General features: G+C 51.0%; 20 protein-coding genes and 1 riboswitch. Of the genes, 15 read left to right on the forward strand and 5 right to left on the reverse strand.

All coding sequences use genetic code 11. The features are described 5' to 3' along the window. Window positions 1-19 precede the first annotated feature (19 nt). From AM231_RS26775 to AM231_RS26790, 4 genes are all read right to left on the reverse strand, one after another. Window positions 20-976 carry a TetR/AcrR family transcriptional regulator gene (locus tag AM231_RS26775; protein WP_054405370.1) on the reverse strand — a complete coding sequence of 319 codons (957 nt, stop codon included), beginning with the start codon at window positions 974-976 and terminating at the stop codon, window positions 20-22. A gap of 154 nt (window positions 977-1,130) precedes the next feature. Further along, window positions 1,131-1,445, reverse strand: coding sequence for a DMT family transporter (locus tag AM231_RS26780; RefSeq protein ID WP_053491127.1), 315 nt, complete (start codon window positions 1,443-1,445; stop codon window positions 1,131-1,133). Beyond that, window positions 1,445-1,786 carry a DMT family transporter gene (locus tag AM231_RS26785; protein WP_053491128.1) on the reverse strand — a complete coding sequence of 114 codons (342 nt, stop codon included), beginning with the start codon at window positions 1,784-1,786 and terminating at the stop codon, window positions 1,445-1,447. Before AM231_RS26785 ends, AM231_RS26780 begins: the two co-directional genes overlap by 1 nt. Before the next feature lie 104 nt (window positions 1,787-1,890). Next, window positions 1,891-2,487: a TetR/AcrR family transcriptional regulator gene (locus AM231_RS26790; RefSeq protein ID WP_053491129.1), complete on the reverse strand. Its 597-nt coding sequence runs from the start codon at window positions 2,485-2,487 to the stop codon at window positions 1,891-1,893. A gap of 215 nt (window positions 2,488-2,702) precedes the next feature. Here AM231_RS26790 and cls point away from each other — a divergent pair, with 215 nt between their 5' ends. Then, the gene (cls, locus tag AM231_RS26795; RefSeq protein WP_054405371.1) at window positions 2,703-4,205 is read left to right on the forward strand and encodes a cardiolipin synthase; all 1,503 of its coding nucleotides are present in this window, start codon (window positions 2,703-2,705) and stop codon (window positions 4,203-4,205) included. A gap of 66 nt (window positions 4,206-4,271) precedes the next feature. On the opposite strand, the gene AM231_RS26800 is transcribed toward cls, so the two are convergent. Next, complete coding sequence (locus AM231_RS26800; protein WP_242615318.1) at window positions 4,272-5,687, reverse strand: phospholipase D family protein; 1,416 nt, start codon at window positions 5,685-5,687, stop codon at window positions 4,272-4,274. Window positions 5,688-6,050: 363 nt separating this feature from the next. Between AM231_RS26800 and fni the strand changes: the two genes are divergently transcribed. The 14 genes from fni (at window position 6,051) to upp (ending at window position 21,399) form a co-directional block, all read left to right on the forward strand. Next, on the forward strand, window positions 6,051-7,148 hold the full coding sequence (gene fni, locus AM231_RS26805; RefSeq protein ID WP_054405372.1) for a type 2 isopentenyl-diphosphate Delta-isomerase: 1,098 nt from the start codon (window positions 6,051-6,053) through the stop codon (window positions 7,146-7,148). A gap of 182 nt (window positions 7,149-7,330) precedes the next feature. Beyond that, on the forward strand, window positions 7,331-8,431 hold the full coding sequence (gene ychF, locus AM231_RS26810; protein ID WP_054405373.1) for a redox-regulated ATPase YchF: 1,101 nt from the start codon (window positions 7,331-7,333) through the stop codon (window positions 8,429-8,431). A gap of 357 nt (window positions 8,432-8,788) precedes the next feature. Beyond that, on the forward strand, window positions 8,789-9,856 hold the full coding sequence (gene prfA / locus AM231_RS26815) for a peptide chain release factor 1 (RefSeq protein ID WP_054405374.1): 1,068 nt from the start codon (window positions 8,789-8,791) through the stop codon (window positions 9,854-9,856). A gap of 4 nt (window positions 9,857-9,860) precedes the next feature. Further along, a complete protein-coding gene (gene prmC, locus AM231_RS26820) occupies window positions 9,861-10,751 on the forward strand; it encodes a peptide chain release factor N(5)-glutamine methyltransferase (protein WP_054405375.1) in 891 nt (296 codons plus the stop codon). A 338-nt stretch (window positions 10,752-11,089) separates the two neighbouring features. After that, window positions 11,090-12,274 carry an FtsW/RodA/SpoVE family cell cycle protein gene (locus tag AM231_RS26825; RefSeq protein ID WP_054405376.1) on the forward strand — a complete coding sequence of 395 codons (1,185 nt, stop codon included), beginning with the start codon at window positions 11,090-11,092 and terminating at the stop codon, window positions 12,272-12,274. A gap of 338 nt (window positions 12,275-12,612) precedes the next feature. Then, window positions 12,613-13,791, forward strand: coding sequence for an FtsW/RodA/SpoVE family cell cycle protein (locus AM231_RS26830; RefSeq protein ID WP_054405377.1), 1,179 nt, complete (start codon window positions 12,613-12,615; stop codon window positions 13,789-13,791). A 376-nt stretch (window positions 13,792-14,167) separates the two neighbouring features. After that, the gene (gene spoIIR, locus AM231_RS26835) at window positions 14,168-14,860 is read left to right on the forward strand and encodes a stage II sporulation protein R (RefSeq protein WP_053491137.1); all 693 of its coding nucleotides are present in this window, start codon (window positions 14,168-14,170) and stop codon (window positions 14,858-14,860) included. A 300-nt stretch (window positions 14,861-15,160) separates the two neighbouring features. Continuing rightward, the gene (locus tag AM231_RS26840; protein ID WP_054405529.1) at window positions 15,161-16,372 is read left to right on the forward strand and encodes an L-threonylcarbamoyladenylate synthase; all 1,212 of its coding nucleotides are present in this window, start codon (window positions 15,161-15,163) and stop codon (window positions 16,370-16,372) included. A gap of 90 nt (window positions 16,373-16,462) precedes the next feature. Beyond that, window positions 16,463-17,026, forward strand: a complete 564-nt coding sequence (locus AM231_RS26845) for a manganese efflux pump MntP (protein ID WP_082341813.1) — start codon at window positions 16,463-16,465, stop codon at window positions 17,024-17,026. Between the two features lie 53 nt (window positions 17,027-17,079). Then, window positions 17,080-17,667: a low molecular weight protein arginine phosphatase gene (locus AM231_RS26850; RefSeq protein WP_054405378.1), complete on the forward strand. Its 588-nt coding sequence runs from the start codon at window positions 17,080-17,082 to the stop codon at window positions 17,665-17,667. A gap of 93 nt (window positions 17,668-17,760) precedes the next feature. After that, a riboswitch (ZMP/ZTP riboswitch) is annotated at window positions 17,761-17,842 on the forward strand. 114 nt (window positions 17,843-17,956) lie between these two features. Further along, window positions 17,957-18,412 (forward strand): ribose 5-phosphate isomerase B, encoded by a 456-nt coding sequence (gene rpiB, locus AM231_RS26855; protein WP_054405379.1) that lies wholly within the window; start codon window positions 17,957-17,959, stop codon window positions 18,410-18,412. A 100-nt stretch (window positions 18,413-18,512) separates the two neighbouring features. Next, window positions 18,513-19,097: a TIGR01440 family protein gene (locus AM231_RS26860; RefSeq protein WP_054405380.1), complete on the forward strand. Its 585-nt coding sequence runs from the start codon at window positions 18,513-18,515 to the stop codon at window positions 19,095-19,097. A gap of 86 nt (window positions 19,098-19,183) precedes the next feature. Continuing rightward, entirely contained in the window at window positions 19,184-20,434 is a 1,251-nt protein-coding gene (locus AM231_RS26865; RefSeq protein ID WP_054405381.1) for a serine hydroxymethyltransferase, read from the forward strand. A 335-nt stretch (window positions 20,435-20,769) separates the two neighbouring features. Beyond that, window positions 20,770-21,399, forward strand: coding sequence for a uracil phosphoribosyltransferase (gene upp / locus AM231_RS26870; RefSeq protein WP_053491142.1), 630 nt, complete (start codon window positions 20,770-20,772; stop codon window positions 21,397-21,399). Window positions 21,400-21,413 lie beyond the last annotated feature (14 nt).

The following is a 21,413-nucleotide window of genomic DNA, read 5'->3' on the forward strand; positions in this document are numbered from 1 at the left end:
TCTCTCCTCTCGAAAAACTCTATGTCTCTGACTTGGATACACTTTCTTGCTTCATGCCGACAGGGGTAAGATAGCTTTCAAGAATAGTAAGTATCGTGCCTTTGAGCTCGGTAAATAATGACTCAAGGTTTTCGATTCCCTCCAGGTTAGCAAGCATTCCCTTTAGAACGGCCCGGCTGGGTTGGAGGGCAAGCAGCTCTTTTTCCATAAGACGGAGCGATTCCATAGCATCTTCCCGGGCATCCGGCTCTAGCTGAATATGCTTGAGCTCGTTCTTCATCGCCTTTATGACGATGAGTGGATGACGCGTCACACGAACGTCAGTCTGGCATGATTGGCTCAATTGCCCGATTGCCTCCATCGGAATTAGCGGCTCAGGACGTCTGTGCAGAATGCTCGCAACGATGTCGTCAAGCAGCTGGACCTGGTGGTCTGCGGTAATACCGACATTCAAATGGAACCCCGGCATAAACAGGAAATGGATATACGAACTCAGCATACTGGCCATAAACATGCCGATTTCCAACGTATACGGCTCTACGTCCGGTCCATAAATGGTTTTAAGCTTATGGTTAAACCACTGCAATGCAGCAAGCATTTCCTGCCGCATATTTTCCTTGTCGAAAGGCGGTTTGCCTGGTGGCATCTGATCGTGGAATTGCTTCAGGAGAAACTCCCGGATCTCCAGAAAATGAACAAGAAGCACTTCCGTCTGCTTGCGAAGCTGCTCCTTCGGGGCAAGCAGCGGATCTTGGTCGACCCGGAGGATTTCATCTTTGATGCGGTTTGCAATATGTTCGTAAATGCTCTTCTCCAGTTCCTCTTTCGACTTGAAATGAAGATAGAGGCTGCCTTTCGACATCCCGCATACTTCGGCGATTTCCTGCATGGAGGTAACCGAAGAGCCTTTCGCGGAAAACAGCTGCATCGCAGTGATGAGAATTTGCTGTCGTTTTTCTGCCGTTTTATCAGCCAAATCAAAATTCACCTCGCTTGAGAACTTTCCAGTTCTAAGATTGACCGATTGGTCGAAGATAATTATATATGAAAAAGAACGACCGTTTCAACTTTACTACGGTCGTCCCTTAATATAGGTTCTGTAAACTTGAGAAAACTTCACAGATTCATTTTTAACTGATTAACTTCAGGCCGACTGCCGAACACAGAATCATAGCGATAAACAGCACTCTGCGCCACTCTTTGGGCTCCCCGAACAGAAACATCCCGGTGAACGCACCGCCCGCTGTCCCAATCCCTGTCCATATGGCGTAAGCGGTCCCCATAGGCAGTATGGTCATGGCGTAGGAGAGGAGAGAGAAGCTGGCGCCAAAAGATAAGGCCAAAATCAGTACATAACGCCATCCCTTGTGCTCTGACACCCCTTTGATGCCGATGACGCCGCCAATTTCGAATAATCCGGCTAATACAAGAGCAACCCATGCCATTACTTGCTCACCTCCGTTTTCACCTGATCGCCGGTAACCAGCTTCAGACCGATCACGCCGGCGAGCAGCACGCAGATCAGAAGCACCTTGACCAGTTTGAACGGTTCTCCGAAGAACAGCATTTCGGATGCCACGGTTCCGGCGGTGCCGATTCCCGTAAAGACGGCATATACCGTTCCGACCGGCAGCCGCTTGGCTGCTTCGATAATAAGATAGAAGCTGACCGCGATGGCGGCCACGGTTCCAATCCATTCCCACACATTAGAGGAATGCTTCAGACCCATCACCCATATGATCTCGACTAATCCGGCAAGCAGTACAAAAACCCAGTTGCGATTCATTATGATTGTCACTCCTTTTATGAAAAGAACAGTAACCTCAGTTAGAGACTCTTACTCTTATTCTTCTTGAACTTCCTAATTATCATGCGTAATTCCACTGGGATTTAACTTTTGTGGTTATATTTTTGCTTCGTTACCCCTAACCAATACACAGGCCAAGCGGCCGCGAGACGTCTCAAAGCCCGTTCTTCCCCGCCGAATACGGTTTCCAGATGAATCCCATCCACCAAGGTCATAAAGGCAATCGCTGCGTCTCGCGGATGACGGATGATACGTCCATGCTCCGGACAGCCTGATGCAAGCAGCCTCGACAAGTTCTGCTCCTGCTGATCCAGCAGCGGATACACCATCGCCATCACTTCGTCATACAGCGTGCTTGGCGGGAAAAAGGCCATTCGCATGAAGAACTGGACTTCATCGTCCAATTGATAAGCTTGGAGACGGTTTTCAAGAAATCCGTGCAGCTGCTGCTCCAGCGGCCAATCGGTATGGTTAAGAAAATAGGCTACCATCAATTCCTCTTGACGCTGGAATACATCCTGAAGCACCTGCAGAAACAAATCCTGTTTACTTGAAAAATGAGCATAAATCGAAGGCTTCTTAATCCCGCAATCATCAGCGATATGTTTCAACGATGCTCCTTCGTAACCGTTCTTGGCGAAGTGGGCAAGGGCGGATTGCTTAATGTTGGCTGCACTCATAACAACTCTCCTAACTAACGATCGTTAGTTAAATTTTTAACAAATATCGTTCGCGTTGTCAATATCTTTTTTCTGGGGAAAGCGACTTGGTCTGCCCGGGAAGTCTGGCCAGGGAGAACAGTCTTTAGTTCCCGAAGGAGATCATGTAGAATATGGAGTGACCGGCATCGTACATACATAGAGAAAGAAACGATGAAGAACAAGGGGAAATTGAAATGAGGAAAGGAATACAGGCTGTACTGATCACTGCGCTGTTATTCGCGTTTTATTATTTTGGCATGGATTATTTCGGAAAGACGACGGGGACGATCATCGGGATCTTCTCCACGCTGACTGTGGTATCCATCGGATTCATGATATTTATGGAGAACCGCCATCCCACAAGCACGATGGCCTGGATTCTCCTCTTGGCGCTGGTCCCGATTGCGGGACTCGTATTTTATTTTTTGTTTGGGCAGAACTATTTCAAAAGGCGGAAATATGACAAAAAAGCACGCAAAGACGTCCTGGTCTATACTAGCGAGGTGCTTCGGAAGAGCACTCCTGACGTATCCTGCTTCAAACCGGCTGTACAACAGCTCCTTCAGCTGTCGACCCGTCTGGCACGCACACCGATCTCATTCTCGAGCGATACTAGGGTTCTGACAGATGGGGAAGAGACGTTTGAAGCCTTGATTGCAGAGCTGGAGCAAGCAGAGCATCATATTCACATGGAATATTACATATACCGCCCGGATGCAATCGGAACGCAGATCCAAGACATTTTGATAAGAAAGGCAAGAGAGGGAGTGGCTGTGCGGTTTATGGTTGACGCTGTCGGCAGCCTGCAGCTGCCGCCTTCCTTCCTGCAGGAGATGCGGGAGGCGGGCGTACAGGTCGCCGTATTCGGCAGTCCCAAGACGATATTCTTCACGAGCCGTGTGAACTACCGCAATCATCGGAAAATCGTCGTTATTGACGGCAGTGTTGGATTCGTTGGCGGATTGAATGTAGGGGATGAATATTTAAGCCGCAGCAAGGCATTCGGTTTCTGGCGCGACACCCATTTGCTCATCCGCGGAGAGGCCGTCCGGACACTCCAGGTGGTATTTCTGCAGGATTGGCAGTACATGACGGGAGAGCAGCCAAGTGAACCGATTTATTATTCCCCTGATTTGCTGGAGAACCGTTCGGGAGCCGTTCAGATTATTGCAAGCGGACCGGACAATGAGCGCAGAGCCCTCAAAAATATTTTCTTCTCCATGATCGTGTCAGCGCGCAAGTCTGTATGGCTGGCAACTCCATACTTTATACCGGATGAGGATATTCTCACAGCGCTTCGGGTTGCGGCCCTCTCAGGACTTGATGTGCGAATTCTTTTTCCTTCAAAACCGGACAAGTGGCTTCCATTCCTGGCCTCTCACTCCTATTTTCCGGCTCTGCTGGATGTTGGAGTTCGGGTTTATGAATATGAAAAAGGCTTCATGCACTCCAAGCTGCTGATCGTCGACGGCGAAGTTGCGACGATCGGCACGGCCAATATGGATATGCGAAGCTTTCACCTGAATTTTGAAGTTAACGCACTGCTAGTGCAAACCGAAAGCGTAAGAAAGCTGGTAGCCGATTTCGAGCACGACATAGAATCTGCACTACTGTACGATCGCAATCACACCCGCAAAAAAAGAATCATGACCCGGCTGCTGGAATCCGCAGCCCGCCTGATGTCGCCGCTGCTGTAAATATAATGGGACAGCAATTCGGGAATCATTCTATTCCCTGCCCGTCCTTTTTCACAAGGGATGCTTTTAGAACGTAGTGAACCCGAGCCATTTTTGCAGCTTAAACACGATTTCCTTGAGCCATGTGGTTTCTTCCTGGTAAGCATCGGTGTCGAGGCTGTAGACGGCTCCTTCGTTATACCATATGCGATTGAAATAACGGTCCATATCCTGGATCAGCGGGTGATCTTTCGGAGCGGCTGCCCATATATTATTCTCCAGATTCATATCGTCCAAATTACGCTGCGTGAAATTGGTGGAGCCGCCGATAATCACCGACTTGCCCGTGGGCTTGGCAATGTACATGAGCTTGGTATGATACTGCTCTTTGCCGGTGTTGTACCAGCGAATGGAGATTTTGCCTTTGGATTTCTTGATGAGCTCGGCAGCCGCCGGGCGATTGGGGATGCCGATCTTGTCCCGGCCAAAAGCGTTTTGGTTCGGATCCAGGATGAGGCGTATCTCGACTCCCCGCTCCGAGGCTTTCAGAAGCTCATCCATGACCTTACTATCGGCTAAATAGAACATTCCCATCCAGAGCGTGTCCCCGGACTGAGCCTGCTCTATAGCCTCCAGAACATATTTATAGACTTTTCCTTCAGTCAAATAACGAACATCGACGTCGTTAGCCTTGCCAAAAGGTTGTTCCGACGGCATGGACGCCGGTTCGTATTGCGGCAGTTTGATCGAACTTGTGAGATGAACGGCGGCTTGCTCGGCGGCAAGCATATCCCCGATAATCTCTCCGCTTGTTTCGAAGGCAATGTTTGAATGGTATGCACTGGCATCATGGACGTTGGCTGAGGCAACAAGTGCTGTCTTTTCGCTGATGACGACCTTACGGTGATTGGCCTTTACATTGAGCAGCTTCAGATAAGAGCGGACGGTAATATCGGGTGCTTCGCTTGCCATCAGATTCGGAAGTGTTCCGGTGCCCGACTGGCCGAACCACTGAAAAAAAGTACGCCATACCGCGGAATAAGCCGGCGTAGAGTCGCGCAGGCGGTTGACATCGGTGATGACTACATGAATGTCGGCGGCTTTCATGGCCTCGAACTCCGGAACCGGGTAGGACCCATACCCGGTATTGACCTCATCCGTAATAAAGAAGATGTCCATATCGGGGTATTTCTTCTTATGGGCCACAAGACGCTGAGTTAGCTCTTCGCTGATTTTAGGGAAGCTTTGGCCTTTATGGGTGTACCCATTGAACAGAAACATATCAATAACGAGGAACTTCCGGGATTCATCGACAATCTGGCCGATACGCTGACCAATTTCTTGATCGTGTACCGGCTGGCCGTCCGGTCCGGGGTAGGTCAGGTCGACCCACATCTTAACGTCGCTTTGGTAGAGGGGGCTTTCATAGGAGATGCCCTTGGGAAGCGGCTTATGGGTGTGATAGATCATCACGCTGATCAGCCATAGTATAAGTAGAATCATGCAGACGAACACTATTTTTCTTATGCGAGAACCTTTGGAATGCGTTTTTAATTTCCCTGGCAGGAGTGATGTGTCTCCCTCTTGCGTATGTAGATTCTCTGTATGGCGCTTATGAAATAAAGGGGGGAAACCCACGATCGTCCATCCTCCTGTCGCTTCAGTCATATAACGTTATTTAACATAATTGACTTGTCCTGACGCACCCCAGTTTCTGCTATTCGGCAAGTATAGGAGATCGGGTGGATCGTATGCTCCCGGGGAAGAATGAGAAACAAGCGGTTTGTCCAATCAGATTACATGGCCAGACTGATAGTCACGATCTGTTTATAGAGGATGTTGAAATAGAGAAGGAGGACGTAGGAAATGAATTCGGAACCTAGAGAGAACGCAGAATCAAGCAGTGGGTCGGACAAGCACGGGGACAGATTGCTGCCGGAGGTGCCTACAGGCGAGCGGAAAATAGAGCATGTGCGTTTATGTCTGAACGAGGAAGTAGGCTCGGTAGGGATAACCGCCGGCTTTGAGCATTATCGTTTTCGCCACGCTGCCCTGCCTGAAATTGATTTTGATGATATTGCACTGGACACCACTTTTCTTGGTATCAACGTGCGAACGCCGTTGTTGATCAGTTCCATGACAGGCGGCAGCAAGACGACCGGGGAGATCAATATGCGTCTGGCTGAAGCAGCGGAACGCCGCGGCTGGGCGTTTGGAGTTGGCTCGGTCCGGGCTGCGGTCGAGAAGGAAGAGCTTGCCTCCACGTTCCGTGTTCGTGAGCGTGCACCCAGCATTCCGGTTATTGCTAATCTGGGAGCTGTGCAGTTGAATTATGGCTTTGGCCTTGAGGATTGCCTACGTGCTGTCGATATTGCCGGGGCGGACATGCTGGTGCTTCATCTGAACGGACTTCAAGAAGTGTTTCAGCCGGAAGGGAATACCCGCTTTGGTCATTTGCTCGGTAGAATCGAGGATTTGTGCCGAACGCTGGATATACCGGTTGGCATTAAAGAAGTTGGCTGGGGAATCGATGGCGAGACAGCGCAGACTCTCTTAGGAGTTGGCGTGTCGTTCATCGATGTGGCGGGTGCAGGCGGCACATCGTGGAGCCAGGTTGAGAAATTCCGCAATCCTGATCCGGTTCGCCGCGCTGCGGCCGAAGCCTTCGCTGATTGGGGCAACTCGACCGCGCAATGTATCGTGGAAGTACGGGGAGCAGCGCCGACTTGCGCACTTATCGGCAGCGGGGGACTGCAGAGCGGGGTTGATGCGGCGAAGGCGATTGCGCTTGGGGCCGACATGGCCGGTTTCGGTCGCGGGCTTCTGGGGTCAGCCGTCGATTCTGTAGAAGCGCTTGACCGGCGTCTGGCCCAGGTGGAGTTGGAACTGCGCACGTCGATGTTCGGAATCGGAGCCCGGGACATCGATGCCCTGAAATCAACCAAGCGCTTGATCCGGGTGTAAATGGCAGCAAGCGGCACCCAGGATCAGGATGGTGTGTTGACCGTATATTCGTATTGAAGTCTATGAGGTATCTGCTATAATTAATAAGATTGTTTAGCTGAAGATGAATGGCTTGGGTGATAGGCTCCAAGCTTTGTATACTTACAGATAAAGAGTAACCTAAATAAGGAGTTGTCACATAAATGGCTTTAAAAGCAGGAATCGTCGGTTTGCCTAACGTCGGCAAATCTACATTATTTAATGCGATCACACAGGCAGGCGCGGAATCGGCGAACTACCCGTTCTGCACGATCGATCCTAACGTCGGTGTCGTAGAGGTGCCGGATGAGCGCCTCGATAAGCTGACCGAACTGGTTCAGCCGAACAAGACAGTACCGACCGCTTTTGAATTTGTAGACATTGCGGGCTTGGTTCGTGGTGCCAGCAAAGGGGAAGGACTTGGAAACAAATTCCTTGCCCATATCCGTGAAGTGGATGCTATCGTTCACGTCGTTCGTTGTTTTGAAGACGAGAATATTACGCATGTTGACGGCAAAGTGAATCCGGTCAGCGATATTCAGACGATTAATCTCGAGCTGATTCTGGCGGATCTCGACAGCGTGGAGAAGCGGATTGATCGCGCGAAGAAGAACATGAAGGGCGGCAACAAGCAGTACGCGCAGGAAGTTGAACTGCTGGAGCGGCTGAAGGAAGCCTTATACAACGATCAGCCTGCACGCAGCGTGGAGCTGAACGATGATGAGAAGCTGATCGTCCGGGATCTGCACCTGCTGACATTAAAGCCTGTGCTCTACGCTGCTAACCTGAGCGAGGACGGCGTTTCGGAAGCAGACAGCAATCCTTATGTGCAGCAGGTCCGTGATTTCGCGGCAGCGGAGAATGCACTCGTGGTTCCGATCAGCGCGAAGGTGGAAGCCGAGATCGCCGAGCTTGAGGGCGAGGATAAAGCCATGTTCCTCGAGGAGCTTGGATTGGAAGAGTCCGGGCTGAACCGATTGATTAAAGCAGCTTACAGCTTGCTGGGATTGTATACGTACTTTACAGCTGGCGTACAGGAAGTGCGTGCCTGGACGATCCGCAAAGGAACGAAAGCGCCGCAAGCAGCAGGCGTCATCCATACCGACTTTGAACGCGGCTTTATCCGTGCGGAAGTCGTGGCATACGATGATCTGGTTGCGGCCGGATCGATGAACGGTGCGAAGGAACGCGGACAGCTGCGTTTGGAAGGCAAAGAGTACGTTGTCAAAGACGGCGATGTCATGCATTTCCGTTTCAACGTATAAGAACAGAAGGATTCAAAAACCATGGCCTCATGTCACTTTGTGCGTGGGACCGTGGTTTTTTTAAAAAGAGAGGATTCATCTGGAGTAATGCTGTACCGCACCATCCGCCCGGGGCCGACAGTCCATTCTTGTTTGCCCTTGAACCACATATTGGGCGGACGATGTACAGGGTGGATGTAGGCAGATAAAAGAGAAAGGCTAAGAGGAAGAAATTCCTCAGCCCCATCAACTGCCTGCTAGTCAAACGTGTTGATTCATGGTAAAATAAAATGTCGTTTGCATGCGGTTATTGGAATAGTCCAATCCCATGCAAAGAAGACATATTCTCAGGAATATATCTTAGAGAGGTGAATTCCTATGTTGGACCGATTACAATCCCTAGCAGACCGTTACGACAAGTTAAGTGAGTTGTTGTGTGATCCTGATGTCGCTAATGACTCCAAGAAGCTGCGGGATTACTCCAAAGAACAATCTGATTTGCAGCCTGCTTATGAGGCTTATGTTGAATATAAAAATGTAATTGAAGAGCTCGAAGCTGCCAAGACCATGCAGGGCGAGAAGATGGATGACGAAATGCGCGAAATGGTGAAAATGGAGATCGAGGAGCTCACCCAGCGTGAGCAAGAGCTGGCAGAGAAGATCCGCATCTTGCTGCTGCCGAAGGACCCGAACGATGACAAGAACGTGATCATCGAAATTCGCGGTGCAGCTGGCGGAGACGAAGCGGCGCTGTTTGCTTCCGATCTGTACCGGATGTATACCCGTTATGCGGATACCCAGGGCTGGAAGGTCGAGCTGATGGATGCCAACACCAACGATCTGGGCGGCTTCAAGGAAGTCATCTTCATGATTAATGGCCGTGGCGCTTACAGCAAAATGAAGTTCGAGAGCGGCGCACACCGTGTGCAGCGGATTCCTACAACGGAATCCGGGGGCCGTATCCATACATCAACCTCGACTGTGGCGGTTATGCCAGAGGCGGAAGAAGTGGATATCGAAATCCATGATAAGGATATTCGCGTCGATACCTTCTGTTCCAGCGGTGCAGGCGGTCAGTCCGTTAACACCACCAAATCGGCGGTACGCGTAACGCATGTCCCGACAGGGATCGTGGCAACATGCCAAGACGGCAAATCGCAGAACTCCAACAAGGATAAGGCGCTGCAAGTGCTGCGAGCTCGGATCTTTGATATGATGCGTCAAGAGGAAGAAGCGAAATATGCCGGAGAACGGAAGAGCAAAGTGGGTACGGGCGACCGCAGTGAGCGGATTCGCACATACAACTTCCCGCAAAGCCGTGTAACCGATCACCGGATTGGACTGACCGTTCACAAGCTTGATCAGGTGATGAACGGAGAGATTGAAGAGATCGTTTCGGCGCTGACCCTTGCGGAGCAGGCTGAAATGATGGAAAAAGGAGTATAACGCTTTGAAGCGGACGACATTTGAATTGACGCCGCAGCGCAGCATAAGGGAAGCCTTCGTAGAGGCTTCTTCTTTTTTAGACGGCATGCGGGTGATGGAGCCGCAGCGCAATGCCCAGCTGCTGCTGGAGCATGTGCTGGGACTGTCGGGAACCTCCTACTATATGGCGCTGACGGAGCCGTTTCCACCAGGCCGCCGTCACGCACTGGAAGACGCAATCAATCAAAAAGCGCAAGGTATTCCTGCCCAGTATATTATCGGTGAACAGGAATTCTACGGCCGGCCGTTTGAAGTTACGCCAGCGGTTCTCATTCCGCGTCCGGAAACGGAGCTGCTTGTGGAAGCGGTGCTGAAGCATGGGCAGGAGCTCATCCTGCAACCGGATGTAAGGCTGAAGGCCATCGACATCGGTACCGGCAGCGGGGCCATTGCCATCACGCTGGCACTGAAGGCAGTGGCTTGGGACATGTATGCAAGTGATATTTCACCGGCAGCGCTGGATGTTGCGGCGCGTAATGCGAAGCAGCTGCAGGCAACTGTCGAGTTTCGGCTAGGCAATTTACTCGAGCCGTTTGCCGGTATGGCGCCGGATATCCTGGTATCCAATCCGCCGTACATCCCGGCGCAGGATATCGAGGGTCTGCAGCCGGAAGTCCGCGACTACGAGCCGCGGACAGCGCTCGATGGCGGATCGGACGGTTTGGACCCATACCGGATCATGATGGCGCAGCTGCCTTTGCTCTCCGCACCTCCGCGTCTGATCGCATTCGAGCTGGGCATGGGCCAGGCCGGGGATGTAGCGCAATTGCTGCGCCAGGCAGGGCACTGGAATGACATTATCACCGTGCCGGATTTGGCCGGAATTGACCGGCATGTGCTGGGAATAGCGCGGTGATTTTATTTTTGCAATCGATACACTCTCTGATGCTGGCATAATAGCCAAGCGCACATGCTTTTCGCGCAGCCACATGGTGCCTCGCTCCATGTCAACGGGAGTTAGCCACATCATTGTGCTGGCGTTGGATTTCTTTTAGAATAGAGTTGGCTGCCTAGTGTGTTTGTTTAGGAATGCACCATGGGTGCTGGTAGTCGTGTTATTTCACTCTGGAACTGTTCGTCTTATACTTCTGAGTTAGGCAGAAGCGAGAAGCCAATCGTTTGTTTCAAGTGTGTGTGTTCGCAGCTTGTCATGCAAGCGAGGGTTAATCACTCCGGCGCAGGGGGAGTAAAGACATGCTTCAGAAACTGAAGAAAATGGACATAGTTATCGTTGTGGTTCTATTGCTGCTAATGATCATTAGCATCGTTTCGATCTACAGCTCAACAGTGAATACGGAACTGGAAGGTTACCATCGGAAGATGCTTCTCTTTTATATCGTGGGTTTCATAGCCTTTTTCGGCATCTCGCTGCTGGATTACAGGCTGTTCATTAAATATGCATGGTATATCTATGGGGGTGGAATCGCCCTCTTGGTGCTTGTCATATTTATCGGTGCGGATCTTAACGGCGCGCAAGGATGGATCAAGCTCGGACAAAACTTAAGCATACAACCTGCGGAATTGTTCAAACTTGTTCTGGTCATTATTGTGTCGTTTGTGCTGTTCCGTAAACATAAGCCGGTGCTTTCCTTCTGGCGCGATGTCATTCCCATTGGGCTGTTGACATTGGTACCGTTCGCATTAGTGATGGTACAAAATGACCTCGGTAATGCACTAAGTTATATCGTTATTCTAGTGGGTTTACTCTGGATAGGGAATGTGAGGCTTCTGCATGCACTGATCGGACTGGTTCTTGCAGCAGGCGCTGCATTTGGTGGAATTCAGGCCTATATCCACTATCATGACGAGTTGTTGGAAGCCAAAATATTAAAGCCGCACTGGGTTGGACGGATTGATCCATGGCTGTTTCCTGAGAAGGCGACCCGGGATGCTATCCACCATACGAAGAATGCCAAACTGGCTATCGCCTCCGGCGGAATGAGCGGCGAGGGCTTTATGCAGGGATCAACGGTTCAATCAGGAAGAGTGCCGTATACGTATTCCGATTCCATCTTCGCCCTGATCGCTGAGGAATTTGGATTTATCGGCTCATCTGTTCTGCTGCTTGCCTATTTTATTTTGATCCACCGCATGATTCTCATTGCGCTGGAGTGCCGGGACCGTGCCGGGCCTTTTCTAATTGTTGGCATTGTGGCTATGTTCATGTATCAAATCTTCGAGAATATCGGCATGTTTATTGGCTTGATGCCGCTGACAGGCATTACGCTTCCTTTCATTAGTTATGGGGGAACCTCGCTTGTGATCAGCATGGCGAGTCTGGGCGTTGCAATGAGTGTGAAACTGCACGGACAGGAGATCGAAGAAGATATGCCTCGTCCACATACGTATCGTCCTGTTTCTTCTCAACAGCTGAATTAACACGGGTTTAACAACTCTGCGCATACTTCTGAATGATGATAGATGGGAAATCAGAGAGATGCTATCTCAATTACAGCATCTCTTTTATTTTTGGGTTAAATATCCATATGATGCCCGTAAATTGTATTAGAGGACAAAATCTTTTAAAATACAACATTAGAGACTTACGCGGCATGAATGCGCACAGCTACAATGATCTGCTTTTAATCGTAATTGCGCGGATATAATCGGTGTCTAGCCATGACCATCGGGATAAACTTTCTATTTGAACAATTTGTTATATGCCTGTATCAGGCAAACCGGGAGTTAACTGCTCTTGGCACAGGGGGATCAAAAGCATGCTTCAGAAATTCAAGAAGATGGATTACGTTATCGTTTTCGTACTGGTTTTAATGATGGGTATCAGCATTACGTCGATATACAGCACGACCGTTGATACCAAGTTTGAAGGCTCTCATACCCGTATGATTATTTTTTATCTGGTTGGTTTTATTGCTTTTTTCGGAATAAGCCTGCTGGATTACCGGCTGTTAATTAAATATGCCAAGTACATTTACTTGGGTGGATTAGCCGTCTTGGTCCTTGTCATATTTATCGGTGAGGATATCAATGGAGCCCAAGGTTGGATATATATTGGAAGTCTAAGTATTCAGCCTGCTGAATTGTTTAAGCTAATTCTAATTATTTTCTTGTCTTATGTATTGGTGCGTAAGAATAAACCGCTCCTCTCTTTCTGGAGGGACGTGGTTCCAATCGGACTCCTGGCATTTGTTCCTTTCGCGCTCGTTATGATCCAGAACGACTTGGGGAATGCCTTGAGTTATGTGGTCATCTTGCTTGGGCTACTCTGGATTGGAAATGTGAAGTTCTCCCATGCTTTGATTGGACTTACTCTTGTGGTAGGATTGGCTTTCGGAGGGGCACAAGCGTATATTCATTATCATGATGAGCTGCTGGAATCGAAAATTTTAAAGCCTCACTGGGTGGAACGGCTTGATCCATGGCTGTATCCGGAAAAGGCAACAGCTAAAGCAAGCTATCATACCACGAATGCAAAGCTTGCCATCGCCTCTGGCGGCATGAGCGGTGAGGGATATATGCAAGGATCGTCGATCCAATCAGGCAGAGTGCCTTACGCGTATTCTGATTCCATATTCGTGCAGATCGCTGAGGAGTTCGGTTTTATAGGCTCTTCAATCCTGCTCCTATTGTATTTCATTCTGATCCACCGGTTGATTCTGATTTCTCTGGAGTCCCGGGAGCGTGCTGGACCGTTCCTCATCGTAGGGGTCGTGGCTATGTTCTTGTATCAGATCTTCGAGAATATCGGCATGTTTATCGGCTTGATGCCGCTGACCGGGATCACGCTCCCCTTCATCAGTTACGGGGGGACTTCTCTTGTGATCAGTATGGCGAGTCTGGGAGTAGCCATGAGTGTGAAACTGCATGGGCAGGAAGTGGAAGAAGATATGCCGGATCCTCGTGCATACCGTCCTGCAGCGACCAAAGAGGCATAGATTATTTTGTGGCACCTGGTTTTAGTTTTATATGATGGAAGCAAATATGAACTGAACAGATTAATCACTTGAACTTATAAAGATGCTGTCCTATGAGACGGCATCTTTTTTTATAGAGAGATTTCAAGCCTTGGTACTGAGTGAGTCAGCCTAATGTGTCTTGGATGTGAAACGATTGGTGAGACGGCTTCCTAAAAGAGCGTCGCAAGTGGTTTCAGTTGGGCGCGAATTCAGATCAGAAAGCCACGTAGGGGGAATTGAGCTGCACAAATCTATTGTTTTTTATCCAATTGCTAGATTCCACGTTTATATCTTTTACGAAGGGACATACTGATAGCATCATAGAGTTTCTTTCATAGAGAGGCGGTTGTCCGAGATGACTAATTATAGTGAAACCCTCCGTATTATTGTGAAGAAAATGGTAGTGCTCTTATCCTGTATGTTTATGGTGATTATGGCTTGGGAAGGGCAGCAGATCGACGCATCGGTTGTAGGCGGTCCGATCCCTCAAGAATCCATACGTCTTCGAATTCTGGCAAATTCCGATAGCCCGTCCGATCAGCTCGTCAAACGTGAGATTCGTGATGCAATCGTTGAACAAATGGAGCTCTGGGTCCTGCAGCTGGACAATCCGCAAAGTCTGGAAGAGGCCAAGGCGTTAACCAGGCAGCATCTGCCGGAAATTCGCCAATTAGTGGGGGAAGAGTTGAGTAGAAGAGGGATTACATACTCTTATAATGTAGAGCTTGATGTTGTACCTTTTCCGACCAAACTGTATGGAGGCACGGTATATCCTGCCGGTGATTATGATGCGCTGCGGATTACCTTAGGGGAAGGTCAAGGACAAAACTGGTGGTGCGTCCTGTTCCCGCCACTTTGCTTCATCGATGGCGGCAGCGGAGATGCCGCGGCTCAGCCTGTTGACACGGGAGTCCAAAACGTTTCTGCCCAGGGTGGCACTGCAGGAAATGAGATGCCGAAGAATGCAGGGGATGGTGAACCTCAGGTTCGTTTCTTCTTGTGGGATATGCTTTTAAAGATCTGGGATTGGGTAACGAGCTTGTTCTAAATGGGTTGCGTACGGATTCTCCGAACACATTAGTGAATAGGGCTTGACCAAGTCCCCGCTTGCGAAGTGTGGCGGAGGCTCGGCTGCTTCCATGCAAGGTTAAGTGGAGTCGCATTTTCAATCGTAGAACAGTGTGATACACTTTCATGTAGAAGAGTGCTTTCTCTTTGGCGCGACCGGTCCTCCTAAAGGAACTGGCACGGGACTGAAGAATCAAAGCGCTTTTTATTTTGGAGCAAGGACAGGGAAAAACGGATTGCTGCGTTTATATACTTTATATACAGAAAGCTTGGGATGATTATGAAACAGAACGGAAACGGAATCGAGGGCAACGATAAGGAGCAGCGGTATGACAGTGCCCATCATCGGACAGAGTCTTTATCGACCCGTGTGTGGCATATACCGACCTCGTTTTCTCTGAAGGATTTGACGATTGGGGAAGAAGCTGCTTCGGACCAGAAGGCGGCAGGACAAGCGCTGCGGGAAGCAGGGCAGGTGCTTGCACAAGGCGGCACGGTAGCCTTTCCGACAGAAACGGTATATGGGCTCGGTGCAGATGCTGGCAATACCGAGGCGGTGGAGCGGGTCTTTGCCGCCAAGGGCCGACCGTCGGATAATCCGTTGATCGTGCACATATCGGAGGTCTCGCAGCTGGAGGGTTTGGTGGAACATGTAAATGAGACGGAACGGGCGCTGATGGCATCATTCTGGCCAGGACCGTTGTCACTGGTACTGCCGGTTAAACCAGACGCTGTGTCACCTCGCGTGACGGCGGGACTGGATACCGTTGCTGTACGGATGCCGGATCACCAAGTAGCATTGGCCTTGATCAGCGCTGCGGGGTGCCCGCTGGCTGCACCGAGCGCGAACCGCTCCGGTCGGCCAAGTCCTACGCTGGCCAGCCATGTCCTGGAGGATCTGGCCGGGGCGATCGACGGCGTGCTCGACGGCGGCCCTGCCGGGGTGGGCGTCGAGTCGACGGTGGTGCAAGTCGGCGAAGACGGCGCCGTCACGGTGCTCCGCCCAGGCGGCGTTACGGCCGAGCAGCTTGCCGCCGTTGCGGCAAGCGTGCGACTCGACCCGGCGCTGCTTCGCGCCGCCGGGGAGGCGGAGAGCCCGGCGCCGCGCTCGCCGGGCATGAAGTACACGCACTACGCACCAAAGGGTGCGATGTGCGTGGTGCAGGGCCCGCGTGCCGACGCGGTGTCGGCACGCATCGCGGCCGAGCTTGAGGCAGCCGCCCGGCGCGGGGAGGTGACCGGTGTGCTGTCGTTCGACGAGCACATCGGTCACTATCGCGCGGACGTTGCCGTCTCGCTCGGCAGCCTGGCCGCGCCGGAGGAAGCGGCCCGCCGGCTGTACGCCGGTCTGCGCCGGTTCGATGAGGAGGGCGCGACCTTCATCCTGGCAGAGGCCTGCCCCGAGCAAGGGCTTGGCGCAGCCGTGATGAACCGGCTGCTGAAAGCGGCAGGGCATCATCAGATTTATGTAAGTGGAAGTGAAAATGATTAACCCGACTGACCGGCGATAAAGTAAAGTTTTGCATCATTTATCCCTTGTCCGCATATGGTGTACAAGACCATGGGACTTGGGGGAATGGGCATGTTAGAGGCGTCTTTCCAATCCGGACAGCTTGCGGCGATTCTGCTGATGGCAGTTGCTCTCGGGCTAGACGCATTTTCGCTTGGTATTGGAGTCGGCATGAGAAGCGGCATGCGCTTGGCTCATATGGCGGGCATCAGCTTCATGATCGCGTTGTTTCATATGTTGATGCCGCTGCTCGGCTTATTCGCCGGGCGCTATGTAGGTATGCTGCTTGGTCATGTTACGGGATTTGCAGCAGGTGGACTGCTGCTTCTGCTCGGCGGGCATATGATGTATAACGCCTGGAAAGGCGGAGAAGGTCTGCCAATCCATCCTACCGCTTTCTGGGGTATGCTATTATTCTCGCTTAGTGTCAGCATAGACTCTTTCTCGGTAGGCCTATCGCTCGGGATGTTTGTGAATGATGTGCTGCTTATCGTGATTTCCTTCGGTGTGGTGGGCGGTTTGCTGGCCATACTTGGTTTGCTGCTTGGCAGGCAAGTGAGCAATAAGCTGGGGGAATACGGTGAAATGCTGGGCGGACTGATTTTGGTTGTATTTGGGATCATGTTTATCTTTTAACACTATATTTGTTACAATAACTCCAAGAATCTACTAACGGGAGGTACGGGCCTGTGAAAAAAATACTGTTCGTCTGCACGGGGAATACCTGCCGCAGTCCAATGGCTGAAGGCATGCTGCGGAAGCTGGCCAAACAACGGGGCATCCCGCTGGAGGCTCAATCTGCCGGGGTTTCGGCCGTGGACGGAATGCCGGTCTCTCACCATGCACAGGGAATCCTGCAGGATCAGGATATTCAAGAGCGCTTGGTATCCAAGGCTTTGACAGCGAATCTGGTGGAATGGGCAGATTTGATTCTGACATTAACCCAGTCGCATAAGCACTACGCCATCCGGCAGTTCCCGCACGCCGCAGACAAGATGCATACGCTGAAAGAGTTTGTTGAGGATGATCGCAGAGTGCTGGAAGACTTACGGGAGCTGGATAGCTTATACGCTTCGCTTGAGTTGGCCAGATCGCTGGGTCGGAAAGTCAGTGACAGCGAGCGCGAGCGTCTGATCGAGCTGAGCCAGCGCATGCCAAGTTTCGATATCTCTGATCCTTTCGGTGGTTCGCGGGAGGATTATGAAGCGACGGCAGCAGAGATTCGGACGGCGCTGTTCCGTCTGCTGGACAAGCTGGAAGGTGACCTGCCCGAGTAGGATTAATCGCTACGCGAAACAGAAACATTTATGGGGATAAAAAGCCACTTGCCTTTCACTCCATATTGATTTAAGATGAAGTTGAAAAACTATGGAATCCGATGTAACTGGCGACGAAGTGGATGAAACCACGGTGGAGCATCGGACGATACGGCCGGTCGCCTGGGCAAAGAGCAATTGGAGCACAACACGTGCGCCGACTGCTCTTTTTTCGTCTTTTGCGTCTCATTTGGGTTATAATGAAACAAGCTAAAACGCAAAAGCGAACATACAAGGGGGTTTTTCATAGATGAAGATTGCATTGGGTACAGATCATGCCGGCATTCGTCTGAAAGAGGAAATTGTTGAGGTCATTCGGGGTCTTGGACACGAGGTGGAGGATCTTGGCTGCGGCTGTTCCGATTCCGTGGATTATCCCGATTATGCACTGCCGGTATGCGAGAAGGTAGTCTCCGGTGAAGCTGATCGCGGAATTCTGATCTGCGGCACAGGAATCGGCATGAGCATCGCTGCCAACAAGGTACCGGGAATCCGGTGTGCGCTGACGCATGATGTGTTCTCGGCCAAAGCGACACGCGAGCATAATGACAGCAATGTGATTGCACTGGGCGAACGTGTGGTCGGTCCCGGACTGGCTGCGGAAATCGTCAGCGCATGGCTGACAACCGATTTCAGTCATGGCGAGCGTCATGTCGGCCGTGTGAACAAGATCAAGGCCATCGAGGAACGATATCTGAAGAATTAGTCTATAGCCATTACCGCTGAGGTCGCTAAGCGACTGGCAGGGTCCATGGTGCAGAAGGGAAGAAGCTTCTTCAGTGATAAAACATCGGGAGGACTATGACATGACCGATATCTCCAAGATTTCCTTGTCTGAACAGACAGCGAGCATTGTCCGTGAACTGGCCGAAGCGGCCGTCTTAGGCCCGGGCAAAGTGCTGGTCATCGGAGCCAGCACCAGCGAAGTAGCCGGACGCCGGATCGGAACGGGAGGCGCACTTGAAACAGCGCAGCAGCTCCTTCAGGGCATTGCCGAGGTTCAAGCTGAATTCGGGTTCGCTGTCGTATATCAATGCTGTGAGCATTTGAACCGTGCGCTTGTTATGGAGCGTGAACTGCTCGAGCGTCTTCGCTTGACGGAGGTGGCAGCTGTGCCTATTCCGGGAGCAGGCGGCTCCATGGCCTCGGCAGCTTACCGCAGTATGACCGATCCTTGCCTTGCAGAATCCATCGAGGCCCATGCGGGAGTCGACATCGGTGAGACGCTGATCGGCATGCATTTGCGGAGAGTGGCGGTTCCGTTCAGGCCAAGCGGGCGTTACATCGGTGAGGCTCGCGTGACTGCTGCCTATACCCGGCCGAAGCTGATTGGCGGAGAGCGGGCGGTATACCAGCTTGAGCAGAAGGATGATTCCGCGCTGTGCGATTGATTCGTATGAAAGCTCATTTTTGCAAGTCGTAAACCTGAAGTCTTGATGGTGAAACAAAAAACGATCGATTATGGGAGGATAAAAACATGATGGAACATTTGCGGAAGAATGACCCGGCTGTATTGGAAGCTATGGATTTGGAATTGAAGCGTCAGCGCAGCAACATCGAGCTGATTGCATCCGAGAACATTGTCAGCGAAGCGGTTATAGAAGCCATGGGGAGCGTACTGACGAATAAATATGCGGAAGGCTATCCTGGCAAACGCTACTACGGTGGCTGTGAGCGCGTGGACATCGTGGAAGATATCGCCCGTGACCGTGCCAAAGAATTGTTCGGAGCCGAGCATGTCAACGTTCAGCCGCACTCCGGTGCCCAAGCGAACATGGCTGTCTATTTGGCAGCGCTCAAGCCTGGCGATACCGTGCTCGGCATGAACTTGGCTCATGGCGGACACTTGACGCACGGAAGTCCGGTTAATGCTTCGGGCCTGCTGTACAACTTTGTTGCCTACGGCGTGCAGGAAGACACATTCCTGATCGATTACGATGAAGTCCGTAAAGCGGCATTCAAGCATCGCCCTCGCATGATTGTGGCGGGCGCAAGCGCTTATCCTCGTGTCATCGATTTCGAGAAGCTGGCTGCCATTGCGAACGATGTTGGCGCATTGTTCATGGTCGATATGGCTCATATCGCGGGTCTCGTAGCAGCTGGAGTTCATCCGAGCCCGGTTCCGCATGCCCACTTTGTAACCACTACAACGCACAAGACCCTCCGCGGACCGCGCGGCGGCATGATTCTGTGCAAACAAGCTTGGGCACAAGCGATCGACAAAGCTGTATTCCCGGGTTCCCAGGGCGGACCGCTTATGCATGTCATTGCTTCCAAGGCTGTAGCGCTTGGCGAAGCATTGGATCCGTCTTTCAAGACTTATGCAGAGAACGTTGTGAAGAATGCAAAAGTGCTGGCTGATACGCTGATCGAGGAAGGATTGAATATCGTTTCCGGCGGAACGGATAATCATTTGATGCTGGTCGATACACGCAATCTGGACATCACCGGTAAAGATGCGGAAAAAGTTCTGGATTCTATCGGAATTACCGTGAATAAGAATGCTATCCCGTTTGATCCGACCAGTCCGTTCGTCACGAGCGGTATCCGCATCGGTACGCCTGCGATTACTTCCCGCGGCATGGATGAGCAAGCGATGGTAACAATCGCGAAAATCATTGCGATGACCTTGAAGCAGCCTAAAGACGAGGCGACGCTTGCAGAAGCAAGCCGTTTGGTGGCTGAGCTTACAGACCAATACCCTCTTTATACTGAAATGAAATATTAATCACAGCTTCGCAAGCAATTACAGGTTATGATGAAGGGACCCCCTGAAGCAGGTGGGTTCCTTTTTTTATTGGACCCATCATTTTTTGCTGGATGCGGCTTCTCATCTCCCGGTCAGGTTGGTTTTTAGGAAGCATCAATATAGGCAGAAATGGAAAACCTAGGTTGAAGGAGATGGCGATCCAGTTACAGGGTCAAAACTCCGGGAAATAAACATGACTACGGCAGGTGTCAATTGACGAAAGGGAATGATATAATAGACAAGATTTATGGAGCTCACAAATATAAACGCCCATATTGATATCACATTTGTACTCAAAACCGGAGGGACCTGACATGGGAAAATTGGTGATTTGTGATCACCCGTTGATTCAACACAAACTTACATTTATTCGCGATATGCGGACTAACACAAAAGACTTTCGCGAATTGGTTGATGAAGTTGCGACTTTGATGGCTTATGAAATTACGCGGGAGGTTCCTCTCGAATCGATATCCGTACAGACGCCTGTAGCGGAAACGCAGGGAAAGGTCATATCCGGCCGAATGCTGGGGCTTATACCGATCCTGCGTGCTGGTCTTGGCATGCTGGATGGAGTAGTCAAACTGCTTCCTGCTGCTAAGGTAGGGCATGTTGGATTGTTTCGTGATCCTGAGACGCTCCAGCCTGTCGAGTATTATACGAAACTTCCAACAGACGTTACGGAGCGCGAATTGATCGTGATCGATCCGATGCTGGCGACGGGCGGATCCGCCATCGCTGCTATTGACGTGCTAAAAAAACGCGGCTGCACGCAGATTAAGATGATGAATCTGGTGGCTGCACCCGAAGGTGTGAAAGCTGTGCATGATGCTCATCCTGATGTAGACATCTATGTTGCTGCGCTTGATGAGGGACTGGATGACCATGGTTATATCGTACCGGGTCTTGGTGATGCAGGAGATCGGCTGTACGGCACGAAATAAGTACAAGCCGGTCC

This window comes from Paenibacillus solani (assembly GCF_001277345.1).
GTDB classification, from domain to species: Bacteria; Bacillota; Bacilli; order Paenibacillales; family Paenibacillaceae; genus Paenibacillus_AQ; species Paenibacillus_AQ solani.

Bases quoted from the DNA above. Each gene is read 5' to 3' on its own strand.
- AM231_RS26800 (WP_242615318.1), bottom strand. From the start codon at position 5,687: ATGATTCTACTTATACTATGGCTGATCAGCGTGATGATCTATCACACC.
- AM231_RS26825 (WP_054405376.1), top strand. From the start codon at position 11,090: ATGCTTCAGAAACTGAAGAAAATGGACATAGTTATCGTTGTGGTTCTA.
- AM231_RS26785 (WP_053491128.1), bottom strand. From the start codon at position 1,786: ATGAATCGCAACTGGGTTTTTGTACTGCTTGCCGGATTAGTCGAGATC.
- AM231_RS26790 (WP_053491129.1), bottom strand. From the start codon at position 2,487: ATGAGTGCAGCCAACATTAAGCAATCCGCCCTTGCCCACTTCGCCAAG.
- fni (WP_054405372.1), top strand. From the start codon at position 6,051: ATGAATTCGGAACCTAGAGAGAACGCAGAATCAAGCAGTGGGTCGGAC.
- AM231_RS26845 (WP_082341813.1), top strand. From the start codon at position 16,463: ATGTTAGAGGCGTCTTTCCAATCCGGACAGCTTGCGGCGATTCTGCTG.
- ychF (WP_054405373.1), top strand. From the start codon at position 7,331: ATGGCTTTAAAAGCAGGAATCGTCGGTTTGCCTAACGTCGGCAAATCT.
- spoIIR (WP_053491137.1), top strand. From the start codon at position 14,168: ATGACTAATTATAGTGAAACCCTCCGTATTATTGTGAAGAAAATGGTA.
- upp (WP_053491142.1), top strand. From the start codon at position 20,770: ATGGGAAAATTGGTGATTTGTGATCACCCGTTGATTCAACACAAACTT.
- cls (WP_054405371.1), top strand. From the start codon at position 2,703: ATGAGGAAAGGAATACAGGCTGTACTGATCACTGCGCTGTTATTCGCG.
- AM231_RS26780 (WP_053491127.1), bottom strand. From the start codon at position 1,445: ATGGCATGGGTTGCTCTTGTATTAGCCGGATTATTCGAAATTGGCGGC.
- AM231_RS26830 (WP_054405377.1), top strand. From the start codon at position 12,613: ATGCTTCAGAAATTCAAGAAGATGGATTACGTTATCGTTTTCGTACTG.
- rpiB (WP_054405379.1), top strand. From the start codon at position 17,957: ATGAAGATTGCATTGGGTACAGATCATGCCGGCATTCGTCTGAAAGAG.
- prfA (WP_054405374.1), top strand. From the start codon at position 8,789: ATGTTGGACCGATTACAATCCCTAGCAGACCGTTACGACAAGTTAAGT.
- AM231_RS26860 (WP_054405380.1), top strand. From the start codon at position 18,513: ATGACCGATATCTCCAAGATTTCCTTGTCTGAACAGACAGCGAGCATT.
- AM231_RS26840 (WP_054405529.1), top strand. From the start codon at position 15,161: ATGAAACAGAACGGAAACGGAATCGAGGGCAACGATAAGGAGCAGCGG.
- AM231_RS26865 (WP_054405381.1), top strand. From the start codon at position 19,184: ATGATGGAACATTTGCGGAAGAATGACCCGGCTGTATTGGAAGCTATG.